The sequence below is a fragment of the Exiguobacterium sp. s150 genome, assembly GCF_018618435.1.
In the GTDB taxonomy this organism is placed as follows: domain Bacteria; phylum Bacillota; class Bacilli; order Exiguobacteriales; family Exiguobacteriaceae; genus Exiguobacterium; species Exiguobacterium alkaliphilum.
The window spans coordinates 48,166-60,383 of record NZ_JACSMC010000004.1 but is presented as its reverse complement, the minus strand read 5'-3'; the positions used below and the strand labels follow the sequence as shown (position 1 = coordinate 60,383).

The window sequence follows — 12,218 nt, the reverse complement described above, 5'->3', positions numbered from 1 at the left end:
TCACCTCATCGAATTATTTGCTATCTACGTAACAGCCTGCTTCCCATTTTTCCAAGAACTCATCAAAGATCTCATCGCCGTCAAGCCCTCGGCTCTCATTTGCGAGTGCGTCAATGGCTGCGATTGTTCGCTTCGACTCTTCCGTCTCGATATAGGCCGTTTCGAGGAACACATCGATGATATTTTCCATGAGGCCAAGGCCGGTGATTCGACCGCCGATGCCAATCACATTCGCATCGAGTTGTTCACGCGCCATCTTCGCTGTCGTGATGTCACGCACCAGCGGGGCCCGGACTCCTTTGACCTTATTGGCTGACGTCGTGATTCCGACGCCCGTCCCGCAAATGACGACGCCACGGTCGGCCTCTCCCGTCACCACTTTTTCCGCGACGCGACGTCCGTAAATCGGATAGTGCGTCCGCTCAAAATCATACGTCCCGCAGTCGAGCACCTCGTGGCCTTTTTCTTCTAACACTTTAATCATCTCGTCTTTAATATCCGTCACGATGTGGTCACAACCGATTGCAATTTTCATGTTCCGTTCCTCCTTAGGCCATTTTGTTCAGCATGTCGACACGGATTTGATGCCGACCACCCGAATACTCCGCCTCCAAGAAGGCGCTTACAATTTCTTGAGCAAGTCGATCCCCGATGATCGCGCTCCCCATAGCGATGATTGTTGAGTTGTTATGGTCTCGTGTCATCTTCGCGGAATGCTCGTCAGATACTTGCGCACAGACGATACCCGATTGTTTTGCTGCGACCATATACGATAGAGATCCAAACTCGTCGAGTAAAATACCGCGATCCGCTTCACCGTTTTTCACCGCTTCAGCAGCTCGTGTCACAGCTGAGACCGTATCCTCTCCCGAGTAATCGACGATTTCATGTCCAAGTTCTTCGACCCATCTTACTACCATCTGTTTTCGCGATTCGCTAGCACGATCTGACGTAAGCGCAATTTTCATACGATAACCCTCTTTCTCTTTTGTTCTTTTTTGTTCGTTGTTTACACTTTTATACTACCATATAACGAAACTAAATCAATCATTTAAGAACATATTTTGTTTGTTTTTTATCAAAAAAGGCTATCCATTCATCTTTTAATGAATGGATAGCCTAAATATGATTGTTTTTCAAACATTTACGTGTTCGTTCGAACCAACAATGATCTCCGTGTAAGCAGAATAGTGATGGAGCGTCGTCTCACTGATGTTGTGGTCTGTAATGAGTCCCTCCACACGATCGAGTCGATAGAAGTCGAACAAATCGACACGACCGACCTTACTCGAATCACATAAAATATATTTCATTTGAGCGTTATCTAAAATAATCTTCTGACATGCCCCTTCTTCTTCATTCGCTGTCGTGATGCGCTCATTGTTCACGCCGTTCGTCCCGACGAAGGCGATGGAGACGTTGATTCGGGACATGATGTCGTTCGTGAAGCTACCGACGAACGCCCCTGTACGCTCTCGATACCTTCCCCCAATCAACATCAGCTCGAATCGATTGTCATTCTTAAATCGCTCGAACACTTGATACGAGTTCGTAAAAATCCGGGCGTTGACGTCGATATAGTCATAAATCAACTCGTTCGTTGTCCCTGGACCGATATAGACCGTTGCGTTTTCACGAATCAACTCCGCCGCCTTGCGCGCGATACTCCGCTTCTCGTCTGAACGGATTTGTTTTTTCTCAAGGTGAGATAATTCTTCGTACGACAACGGCCGCTCCATATTGAGCGACTTCGCGCCCCCGTGAATCCGTTCTAGTTTCCCCAACTCTTCAAGCATCTGTAAATCTCGTCGCGCCGTCATCGGGGTGACCCCAAGCAATTCGGTCACTTCCGTCGTCTTGACGACCCCCCTCGTCTCGACAAGTTCCATGATGCGCTCCCAACGTTGTTCTTTTAGCATTTTTCCAGTCCCCCTCCTTCTATCTATTAGTATACTCAACTCCCCCACTCCTTGCCTATCATTTTAGAACATAAACAAACAAAAGCCGGTTCAAAAAGAACCGACTTGTTGTTCATTTGACGTCTTCGGGTTGGAGCACTTGGCGCCGGTTCGCCACTTCACGCATCCAACGTGCACTTTTTTTCGCATATCGTTCTTGCGTCTCGAAATCAACGTAAAACAGACCGTAACGTTTGTTGAAGCCGTTTGTCCAAGACAGGACGTCCATGAGCGACCAGAGGAAATACCCCTGGACGTCGACGCCCGCCTCGATCGCATCGAGAATAGCATCCAAATGCTGCGCGATATAGTCGATTCGCGGCGTATCGTCGATGAAACCGTCTTGGAAATCGTCCTTGTAGCCCATCCCGTTCTCCGTGACGTAGGCCGTCTTATAGCTTGGATACTCACGATGGACTCGTGTCAACATGTCCGTCAATCCTTTCGGGTAGATGGGCCAGTCCCAGTCAGTCGTCGGGACGTCCGGATTCGTGACGCGTTTGCCAATCCCTTTCAAGCCGAAGACGCTCGTCCCTTTCTCGCCAGTCCCGTTGTGGTGAATCCCGCTCTCCCCGTCATGATGCGCGATGAAATGGCTCGCATAATAGTTCACACCGAGGAAGTCGTTCAATCGGCTCGCACGCTCAAGTAGCGCTTCATCGTCCGGTTCAACCCGCAACGATTCACCTTGTAACGCCATCAAATGATTGATGACGCGAAGCGTCTCTTCACTGTAGCGCCCTTTGAAGCAGGCATCGAGCATAAACGCATTCGCGAGCGTATCCTCGACGCGCGCCGCCTCGACGTCTTCTGGGCGATCCGTGATTGGATACTTCGATTCGAGGATATGGATGATGCCAACCTCGCCATTCAAGTTGCGTTCTTTATACGCTTCGACGACACGGGCATGGGCAATCATCATATGATGCATGGCCTGAATCGCCTTCGCCACGTCGTATTTGATGTTCGGCGGGAAATGTCCGATGATGTATTGCCCAGCGACGACCGACCACGGTTCGTTGATAGAGACCCATTTCTTCACACGATCACCAAAGCGGTCAAAACAAACTTCCGCGAAGCGGACGAAGTGATCGATGTTGTCACGGTTCAACCAATCCCCCTCTTTGAAGAGCGGGAGCGGCGTATCGAAATGGTGAAGCGTCACGAACGGTTCGACCCCCTGCGCGATACACTCGTCAATCAAGCGGTCATAAAACGCGAGACCCTCTTCACTCACTTCACCTTTCCCGTCCGGAATGACCCGACTCCAGGCGATCGAGATCCGGATGCCGTTCAGCCCGTACTCGTTCGACAGTTTCAAATCGACTGGATATTGATGATAGAAGTCACTCGCCACGTCCCCGTTGAATCGACTCTCCGGCCGATGAAGGAACTCATCCCAATAACAAGGACCACGTCCCCCTTCACCTACTGCCCCTTCTGCTTGATAGGCTGCTGTTGCTGCTCCAAAAATAAATTGTTCCGGAAATTGTCTCATCGTCAAGTCACCTCATTAGAAAGATTTTGAATCGACAAAGGGCTGTCTTGCGGCAGCCCTTGTCCATCAGTTCATGTGTTTCATCGCGAATGCGAGCGCACCTTTCGGGTCTCGGCAAAGCGAGACATATTCTGCTCCTGAGGTCGAGACGGCTTTCGTCGCACTCGAATCAGAATCTTTTTCAAGTTCGCCTAGCATGGACGCCATCTGTGGCGCGAGAATAATCAAATCAAACTCTGAAATCATGGCCTTGTGCTGACCGTAGGCCATGGCCGTCGACTCTAACTGAATCCCTTCGTCTTTCGCCCCTTTGGCGATGGCGTTGGCGAGCATGCCACTCGTCGCCCCATTTGCGCACAAGACGAGGACGTTATAGGACGTGTTCGAATCAACCGATTTCGGTGCGACGACAGCTTCTGTCGCACTTGTCGCGACTTCGGCGTCTTGAGCCGGATTCGCTTCTTCTTCAAGTAACGCAAGGCGTTCTTTTTCAACGAGCTGCTTATCATATACTTTGAAGAACGGGTAGTAGATGAGCAGGTCGATGATGATGAGCGTCGGCGCGAGCACGAAGGCGAGCGGCGCGAATCCTGTTCCGAGAATCAGTCCAATCGGAGCAGGTGTCGTCCACGGTAAGTTGTAGATGAACCCATTCATCCCTCCGATATCAATGAACGCTTTCAACAACCAGACGTTCACGATTGGTGCCGTGATGAACGGAATAAAGAACACAGGGTTCAACACGATTGGTGCACCGAACAAAATCGGTTCGTTAATCCCGAACATGACCGGGACACTCGACGCCCGACCGACCGACTTGAGCTGTTTCGACTTCGCCATGAACGCCATCATGAGCGTGATGACGAGCGTAGCTCCAGTTCCGCCTAACGTCGCGATAAAGTATTGCGATCCTTGTGACAATACGTTCGTCGCATGCTCACCGGCTTGGAACAGCTGAAGGTTCTCTTCAACGTTCGTAATGTAGATGGCCGACACAGCCGGCTCGACGATTGAAGGACCGTGAATCCCGACAAACCAGAAGAATGCCATCGCACCAAAGATCAATGCAAGACCTGGATAACCATCGGCCGCCGAGAAAATCGGTTGGAAGACGTCGATGATCCAAGCACTGAACCCTTCCGAAGTGAAGCTGCGGAACACCATGTCGAACACCCAGAAGAAAATGATCGATGAAGCGAGCGGAATCAAATCCGCGAACGTCTGGGCAATGTTGCCCGGTACTTCCTTTGGCATTTTTATGGTAATATTGCGTTTGACGCAAAACTTATAAATGTTCGGAACGATGAATGCGACAACGAACGCCGTGAGCAATCCTCTCGTTCCGGTGAAGGCGTTCGACAGCCCGCCTTCGATTTGGTCGATCCCAATCAAGGCAAAACCGATGATGGACACGACCATCGTCGACGTCGAGTTGATTTGCCGCGTCTTCGGTAGTTGTCCATTAAACGTCTCGGTCAAGGACTTCGCGATGGTCGCTGCCATCAACAGACCGACGAGACCCATCGAATACCCATATGCTTTCATGAGACGATCAACCCATAGGTCACTTAAATACACACCGAAAATGTTCGGGACGAATGCAATCAATAAGAAGATACTTGAGAACAAGATGACTGGAATCAAACTGATGAATCCATCTCGAATAGCGCGAAGATACGGGTTGTTTGAAATTTTCTCAAACACCGGCTTCATTTTCTCGATTCTTGCGATTAAGCCGTTCATGATTTTCCTCCTAACGATGATAAGTAATGGAAAAGGGCATTGCTGCCCTTTCATTGATCAGTTCGTGCGTCGATACAATTCGATCATATGTTGCATCATGTCTCGGAGCAGCATCGTCGTCATCAAGTGATCCTGTCCATGCACCATGATGAAACCGAATTCTGCCCCTTCGCCCCGCGCCTCGGCTTGAATCATGCTCGTCTGTGTCGCATGGGCATGCGAGATGGCTTCATCCGCTTGTTTGATGAGAGACTCGGCTTCAGCATAGTTCCCGTTCTTCGCTGCTTCAAGCGCCCGCATCAAGTGGGAGCGCGCATCGCCTGCATGTGCCACAATCTCAAGTCCTACGAGTGCTGATTCATCTTTCGTCATAAAAAACATCCCCTTTGTTGTTTGTTTTTTTTCGATATGTCATATCCACATCCACATAGTAGCATCAAAAAGAAACTTTGTAAACGTTTACAGCTCATTTTATTATTTATTTTTATCTTTTTTGTTTATAAATGTTCTATTGGTTTATTCCTGTAGTCTCCCTCCCAATTTTCGAACGATTCCACCTCAATTTTGTTAATCGTTTGAAACTTTTCCTAGCTCACGTCTCGTTATACTGACGTATAGGATTCTTTTATATAATAGGGAAACGTACGAAAGGAAGTGGGAGCATGCAACCGTTGCGCCACTCAAACTATATGCCCGGCCTCGACGGACTGCGCACGTTCGCCGTCCTGACCGTCATCTTGTTTCATTTGAACACACCATACATAACCGGGGGCTTCCTCGGGGTCGACGTCTTTTTCGTCCTGTCCGGCTATTTGATCACCGGCATCTTGATTCGCGAATGGGCGAACGCCGGCCGACTCGATTTGAAACGGTTCTATATCGCCCGGTTCCGGCGGCTGTTGCCGGCGCTCGTCTTCATGCTTTCCGTCGTCATGACGGTCGTCTGGCTGTTTGAACCAGACTTGTTGAATACGGTGCGGCAAGACACGCTCGCTGCGCTCGTCTACGTGAACAACTGGTGGTACGTCTTTCATGACGTGTCGTACTTCGAGAGCTTCGGCAAGCCGTCCCCGCTCCAAAATCTATGGTCGCTCTCGATTGAGGAGCAGTTTTATCTCATCTGGCCGCTCCTGCTCCTCTTCGGCTTGAAGTCGAAGCGACGCCTGCTCCAAGTCGTCTCGGTCATGCTCGTCGCCTCCGCCGTATGGATGGCCGTGAACTTTACGCCGGGCACCGATCCGAGCCGCGTCTATTACGGGACGGACACACGCCTGTTCGCCCTCTTAATCGGTGCCGTCCTCGCCTTCGGTTGGCAACCGGACACGTTCAAACGGGACATGCCGGACATCGGGCGCCGTATTTTGAACATCGGCGGCGGCGTGGCGCTCTTCGCCCTCCTCGTCATCATGACGCGGGCGAGCGCGTACGGTGCGTTTCTCTATTACGGCGGGTTCTTGCTCGTCGCGTTGGCATCGGCCGTCTTAATCGCCGCGACGGCGCACCCGTCGACCGTCTGGGCCCGGTTGTTCGGTAGCGAGTGGCTTCGCACAATCGGGACTCGGACGTACGGCATCTATTTGTGGCACTATCCGGTCATCATCTTGACGACCCCGATTGAACAAATCGGCACGTTCGAACCGATCCGCGCGTTCGGACAAGTCGCCTTGACGCTCGCGATTGCCGAGTTGTCGTACCGGTTCATCGAGACGCCGGTGCGCCATCATGGCTTCAAAGGGGCAATACAATCCCTTCGTCCCGTCCTGTCGCCAGGCCGCATCGCTACCGTGAGCGTCGCGACCGCCCTCTCGCTCGTCCTCGTCGGCAACTTGTCGATTCTCGCCTTCAGTGGGGCGAACGAGCGGACCGAAGCGATTCCGATCGTCAAACCGAATCCGGCACCTGAAAAGCCTGAAGAAGCGACGGAACCAGAAACGGAGCGTCCGATTGACACGTGTCCACCGGCGCTCGCCATCGGGGACTCGGTCCTCCTCGGCTTGAACGAGTATCTCGGGAGCACCTTCCCGAACATGGAGATCGATGCCGAGCTCGGCCGCCAAGTCCGTGACGCCCAAGACGTCGCCGCGACGTATCAAACGTATGACGCACCGGGCCACGTCGTCTTCCTCCACCTCGGGACGAACGGCGCCTTCAAGATGGAGCAGCTCGATACGTTAATCGGGCAGTTCGAACACGCGGACCGCGTCTACTTGATCAACACACGTGTGCCGCGACCGTGGGAGCAAGATGTGAACAGAACACTCCAACGTGCGAGCGAGCTGCACGACAACGTCACGCTCATCGATTGGCACAAGGCGTCCGCCGGCAAGAAAGACTACTTCGAGGCGGACGGCGTCCATTTGACGATTGACGGGGCCGAGGCGTTCGGCCGACTGCTCGAAGAAGAGATTGGTTGCACGAACAAGAAATGACCTAGCCGGCGCTAGGTCATTTTTCATGGGCGCCACTTCCAGCGCAAATAGTTGAGGAACAGCTTGATATAGGCGAGCTGTTCGCGGATGATGTACTTCGGTTTGACCGAAGCCGGTGTCAGAGCATAAAGCGCGTCAGTCTTCAGCCCGAAGTAGAGTCGTCCGACGAGGCGAGCCCTGCGGACGTGAAAGTCGTTCGTGACGACGGTGATCCCTGGTTCCCCGTCCCAAATCGCGCGGCTGAAGTAAAAGTTCTCATACGTCGACGTCGAGGCGGCCTCGACGTGGATGCGGGCCCGTTCAATCCCGAGAGCGATGAGCTCGCGCGCGATGACGCGTGCCTCGGCCATCCCTTCGTCCGGCCCTTGCCCACCCGTCGCGATCAGCTCGACGTGCGGGTGACGTTTCGCATAGGCGGCGGCCATGTCGATTCGATTCCGGAGCGCCTTAGACGGCTTTATCCCGTTCACTTTCGCCCCGAGGATGAGGACGTAGCGATACGTCCCGTCTGCTTGTCGTCTCATTCCATGCACCTGCCCTTCGTAGGGATTATATCATTCGACTGATACGTTTTTGTTACAGAAGCGACAGCAAATATATGGTAGAATGAGTATCGGATTAATTTGAATCGAAGGAGCATCCTGAATGCAAAACTTGAACCGAGCGCCCGATGACCGGATTCGGCATCGGCGCGCGAATCGACATAAATGGACGAAACTCGCCCTTCACGCGACCATGATACTCGGTTTCTTCGCCTTCTTGATTGGTGGCGCCTATTTGACGCTCACCTCAGAAAAGCGCGAAGTGTCCGACATGGAGAACCGAAAACTCGCCGGCCCGCCGGTCGAACTGACCGTCGAAAACGTCATGTCAGGCGCGTATATGAAGAGCGTCGAGTCATACGTGACCGACCACGTCGTCAACCGCGACAGTTGGATTAGCCTGCATGCGTTTCTGTCGAAGGACCTGTTCCGACAGACGGTGAAAAACGGGATTTACGTCTCGGCCGACGGGACGATGGAGTCCCCGATGAAAGAGCAAGTCGACCCGCAACTGTTGCTCGACGACCTCTCGACATTTACAAGCTCAATGAACGAATCGGGCGTCGACGTCTACTTCGGGCTTGCCCCGAACAAGGCATCGATGGTCGATGTCGGACCGAACATGCCCGACTATATGGGCAACGACGCCCCAAAGATTTTCAAAGACGTCCGTGACGGCTTGTCGAGCGTCGACGGGATGACGGTCATGGATTACCGGAAGCCGCTGAACGCGGCGGACCGGTTGAGCGATGTCTTTTATAAGACCGACTATCATTGGAACATTCATGGCGCCTATCTCGCCTATGCGCAGACAGTGAAACAAATTGCCGCCGATCATCCAGAGGTCGGCGAACCGCTGAAGCAAGGCGAGCTCAGGACGAAGACGCATGAACGTCCATATTACGGCTCATACGCCCGTAGCACGACGCTACAGTACGTGAAAGACGGCGATGCGTTCGAATGGCTCGAACCGAAGGCCGGCTACACACCGAACGACATCTGCTACAACCGCTCGGAGACGTGCGGCGGGAAATTGATTAACAAGAAACCGCTTCAGGCAGAAGAGACGTACACCGAGATGTACTCGCTCTTCCTCCACCGCAACTGGCCGATCATCACGATGGACCAAGAGACTCCGAAGAACGACACGCGCACGCTCATCTTAAAAGACTCGTACGCGAATCCGATGCTGACGCTGTTGCCGGAACATTTCGGTCATCTGTCGGTCATCGACATCCGTCACTTTGACGAGTCGTCGATTGAGACGTATGTGAAACAGAACGACATCGACGTCGTCTTGTTCATCCACAACGTCAACCTCGGCGAGTTCATCCCGCTCTATCATGAGAAATTGAATGATTGAGGAGTAAACAAGGGTAATGGTCACGACATAGGTCGGATCCATTACCCTTGTTTTAGTTAGCGACGCCTCTATTAAATTAGAGCGGCCGCGAAATAAGGTCTTCACCTTCTAAGTACAAATCAACGACAGGGGAAAGCGCATTTGCCGCCTCGAGCAAATAGTACTCGTCATATTCCGTCAATCCGAGTATGACATTTCGGTTAACCGCCCTCTGCTGATCGATCATCACTAACGTATGATGATACAGCGTCAAATCCACCTCATTGAGCGGTTGCGCTCGATTCTCATAAACGTCTAAAAACTCATCGAACTCTTGTGTCGATCTAATTAAATCGTCTACAATATTTTGATTGCCGAAACCGTCCATTGCTAAAATCTCAAAGTTGCTCCCCAACAGATCCTCATAATTGCCAAAGTGATGATAATAGTTGGTAGTGTATGCTTCGAAGGCGTCGGAGTAACGTACCGGTTCGTCGTCGACGAGCACTTCTTCCTCGACAACCGTTTCTGCACCTACTTCGTTCTGAGCCTGTTGCAACAACTCATACTCTCGAATCGAAACGGGTTCTGTAGTCACTTTCATCGCGTACTCGAATTCATCACTCGTAGAACCTTCCACAATGACGACATGGTCAACGTCAGCGTATTGACTCATGACCGACATCTTCGTCCCTCCCCCAACGGCCGATAAAAACTGTGGATTCTTACTCGGGGAACCGATATGATTCACCTCGACCGTCACTTCTAAATACACGTCAGGCTCTCTCAATTGTACTAACTCATCTTCCGTAAGCGGCATACGAATCCGCACGTCTTTATCGTCAAAGTATTCGAGCTCGAGATCCCTTGTGGTAATCGGGACGTCGCTCGAGTCATACAACGTCGCTTTCACATCCAGACCTTCTTCCAGGTTACTCGCGAAAAAAACGAGCAGTCCTTCAATCTCTTCATTGTAAGCTACTCTCAAATCGCCTATATGAACATCTTCTCTTTCAACGGTCGGCCTTGCTGAGGATGATGCATCACATCCTGATAAATAAAGAACACTGATTAAGACAACTAGTAGTTTATGCAGGTTTTTCAAAAACTCACTTCCTTTCTTTTGAAATCATACCATTAAAACTATATAAATATATCTTAAATTGGAAGTTTTATTTGGAAATCTTAGGAGAACAAAAAAACGCAACGTATATCACATACGCTGCGTTCCTATCGATTAGAACCGGAAATAGATGAACGGGTTGAAGCTGCTCGCGACGATGTACGACACGGCGAAGATGAAGATTGTCGCCATGAAGCCGAGCCGCATGAAGCCAGCCATATAGTTGACCCACAGCTTCTTGCTGTCTTGCTCGAGGCGGAGCACCTTCTCACCGAACAGTTTCGGGAGCGGCGTCGCCGCGATCATCGCGATGACGAGGATGACCCCGTACTGCACGAAGTAGAACATCGCCTCGTTGTCCCACACCGGCGCACCGTTCAAGTTGAACATGGCCGACAAGTAGGAGAGGGCATACGGGAAGTCGTCCGCCCGGAAGAACACCCACCCGATGATGACGACGAACAGCGTGAACGCATGCGCGAGCGGGGCCGGGAGCGCCTTGAGCCACGCCCCGAGGAACGCACGCTCGAGCATGATGAAGAGCCCGTAATACGCCCCCCAGGCGATGAACGTCCAGCTCGCCCCGTGCCACACGCCCGTCAAAATCCAGACGATGGCGAGGTTTCGGTACAGCTTCCACGCACTGCCACGGTTCCCGCCGAGCGGGATATAGACGTAGTCACGGAACCAGCTACCGAGCGAGATGTGCCAGCGCCGCCAGAACTCGGACACCGATTTCGAGATGTACGGATAGTTGAAGTTCTCGAGGAAGTGGAAGCCAAACATCCGGCCTAGCCCGATGGCCATGTCGGAGTACCCAGAGAAATCAAAGTATATTTGAAGCGAGTACGCGATGATCCCAATCCAGGCGAGTCCCATCGACATCTCGCCCGCGTTTTGCGAGAAGATTTGGTCGGCGACGTAGCCGGCGTTGTTCGCGAGGAGCATCTTCTTCGCTAGCCCGATAACGAACCGCTGAATCCCGCTCGCGAAGTCGTCCATCGTCTCTTTCCGATCGTTGATCTCATCGGCGACCGTCTGATAACGGACGATCGGCCCGGCGATCAACTGCGGGAAGAGTGAGATATAGAGCGCGAGGTCGAGCGGGTTGCGCTGCACTTTCCCGTCTTTCCGGTACACGTCGATGACGTAACTCATCGCTTGGAACGTGAAGAACGACACCCCGATCGGAAGCGGGATTTTCGGGTCAGTCAGCTCGAGCCCGGTGATGGCGTTGACGTTCTCGATGATGAAGCTCGTGTACTTGAAGACGGACAAGAGCAACACGTTCCCGGCGACCATGCCGGCGACGAGCCACTTCGCTTTCTTCTTATTGTCACGGTTATTGTCGACGAGCAAGCCGAACGCATAGTTCATGACGATCGAGGCGAGCATGACCGCCGTGTAGATCGGTTCGCCCCATGCGTAGAACAGGAGACTCGCGACGAGCAGCACCGTGTTCTTCAAGAAGCGCGGCGAGACATAATAAAGGATTAAGACAATCGGTAAAAACCAAAACAAAAAGATCGTCGAACTGAAGAGCATGACGTTCCTCCTCTCTTAAAAAAATAAAAAGACTGCCC

At 52.1% G+C, this 12,218-nt stretch carries 11 protein-coding genes; 2 read left to right on the top strand and 9 right to left on the bottom strand.

Annotation, left to right across the window (positions count from 1 at the left end; genetic code table 11):
• Nucleotides 1-13 precede the first annotated feature (13 nt).
• The 6 genes from lacB to KNP76_RS03865 all read right to left on the bottom strand — a co-directional run bounded on the left by lacB (nt 14) and on the right by KNP76_RS03865 (nt 5,571).
• Nucleotides 14-535, bottom strand: a complete 522-nt coding sequence (lacB, locus tag KNP76_RS03890) for a galactose-6-phosphate isomerase subunit LacB (protein ID WP_034804626.1) — start codon at nt 533-535, stop codon at nt 14-16.
• 13 nt (nt 536-548) lie between these two features.
• Nucleotides 549-968, bottom strand: a complete 420-nt coding sequence (locus tag KNP76_RS03885) for an RpiB/LacA/LacB family sugar-phosphate isomerase (RefSeq protein ID WP_214842811.1) — start codon at nt 966-968, stop codon at nt 549-551.
• A gap of 168 nt (nt 969-1,136) precedes the next feature.
• Nucleotides 1,137-1,919 (bottom strand): DeoR/GlpR family DNA-binding transcription regulator, encoded by a 783-nt coding sequence (locus tag KNP76_RS03880; RefSeq protein ID WP_214842809.1) that lies wholly within the window; start codon nt 1,917-1,919, stop codon nt 1,137-1,139.
• 112 nt (nt 1,920-2,031) lie between these two features.
• The gene (gene lacG, locus KNP76_RS03875; protein WP_214842807.1) at nt 2,032-3,456 is read right to left on the bottom strand and encodes a 6-phospho-beta-galactosidase; all 1,425 of its coding nucleotides are present in this window, start codon (nt 3,454-3,456) and stop codon (nt 2,032-2,034) included.
• 66 nt (nt 3,457-3,522) lie between these two features.
• Complete coding sequence (locus tag KNP76_RS03870) at nt 3,523-5,199, bottom strand: PTS transporter subunit EIIC (protein ID WP_214842805.1); 1,677 nt, start codon at nt 5,197-5,199, stop codon at nt 3,523-3,525.
• A 57-nt stretch (nt 5,200-5,256) separates the two neighbouring features.
• Entirely contained in the window at nt 5,257-5,571 is a 315-nt protein-coding gene (locus KNP76_RS03865; protein WP_034804637.1) for a PTS sugar transporter subunit IIA, read from the bottom strand.
• A gap of 290 nt (nt 5,572-5,861) precedes the next feature.
• Between KNP76_RS03865 and KNP76_RS03860 the strand changes: the two genes are divergently transcribed.
• Nucleotides 5,862-7,628, top strand: coding sequence for an acyltransferase family protein (locus KNP76_RS03860; RefSeq protein WP_214842804.1), 1,767 nt, complete (start codon nt 5,862-5,864; stop codon nt 7,626-7,628).
• Nucleotides 7,629-7,651: 23 nt separating this feature from the next.
• On the opposite strand, the gene KNP76_RS03855 is transcribed toward KNP76_RS03860, so the two are convergent.
• Complete coding sequence (locus KNP76_RS03855) at nt 7,652-8,152, bottom strand: YdcF family protein (protein WP_214842802.1); 501 nt, start codon at nt 8,150-8,152, stop codon at nt 7,652-7,654.
• Between the two features lie 121 nt (nt 8,153-8,273).
• Between KNP76_RS03855 and KNP76_RS03850 the strand changes: the two genes are divergently transcribed.
• Complete coding sequence (locus KNP76_RS03850) at nt 8,274-9,533, top strand: alginate O-acetyltransferase AlgX-related protein (RefSeq protein ID WP_214842800.1); 1,260 nt, start codon at nt 8,274-8,276, stop codon at nt 9,531-9,533.
• 76 nt (nt 9,534-9,609) lie between these two features.
• Here the strand turns inward: KNP76_RS03850 and KNP76_RS03845 are convergent, their stop codons facing one another.
• Together KNP76_RS03845 and KNP76_RS03840 are read right to left on the bottom strand one after the other, a co-directional pair.
• Nucleotides 9,610-10,500 (bottom strand): hypothetical protein, encoded by an 891-nt coding sequence (locus KNP76_RS03845; protein WP_214842798.1) that lies wholly within the window; start codon nt 10,498-10,500, stop codon nt 9,610-9,612.
• Between the two features lie 249 nt (nt 10,501-10,749).
• Entirely contained in the window at nt 10,750-12,180 is a 1,431-nt protein-coding gene (locus KNP76_RS03840) for an MBOAT family O-acyltransferase (RefSeq protein ID WP_211780648.1), read from the bottom strand.
• Nucleotides 12,181-12,218: the final 38 nt, after the last annotated feature.

What these genes read in the sequence shown, in the direction of transcription:
- lacB (WP_034804626.1), bottom strand. Translation starts at nt 535, where the DNA reads ATGAAAATTGCAATCGGTTGTGACCACATCGTGACGGATATTAAAGAC.
- KNP76_RS03885 (WP_214842811.1), bottom strand. Translation starts at nt 968, where the DNA reads ATGAAAATTGCGCTTACGTCAGATCGTGCTAGCGAATCGCGAAAACAG.
- KNP76_RS03880 (WP_214842809.1), bottom strand. Translation starts at nt 1,919, where the DNA reads ATGCTAAAAGAACAACGTTGGGAGCGCATCATGGAACTTGTCGAGACG.
- lacG (WP_214842807.1), bottom strand. Translation starts at nt 3,456, where the DNA reads ATGAGACAATTTCCGGAACAATTTATTTTTGGAGCAGCAACAGCAGCC.
- KNP76_RS03870 (WP_214842805.1), bottom strand. Translation starts at nt 5,199, where the DNA reads ATGAACGGCTTAATCGCAAGAATCGAGAAAATGAAGCCGGTGTTTGAG.
- KNP76_RS03865 (WP_034804637.1), bottom strand. Translation starts at nt 5,571, where the DNA reads ATGACGAAAGATGAATCAGCACTCGTAGGACTTGAGATTGTGGCACAT.
- KNP76_RS03860 (WP_214842804.1), top strand. Translation starts at nt 5,862, where the DNA reads ATGCAACCGTTGCGCCACTCAAACTATATGCCCGGCCTCGACGGACTG.
- KNP76_RS03855 (WP_214842802.1), bottom strand. Translation starts at nt 8,152, where the DNA reads ATGAGACGACAAGCAGACGGGACGTATCGCTACGTCCTCATCCTCGGG.
- KNP76_RS03850 (WP_214842800.1), top strand. Translation starts at nt 8,274, where the DNA reads ATGCAAAACTTGAACCGAGCGCCCGATGACCGGATTCGGCATCGGCGC.
- KNP76_RS03840 (WP_211780648.1), bottom strand. Translation starts at nt 12,180, where the DNA reads ATGCTCTTCAGTTCGACGATCTTTTTGTTTTGGTTTTTACCGATTGTC.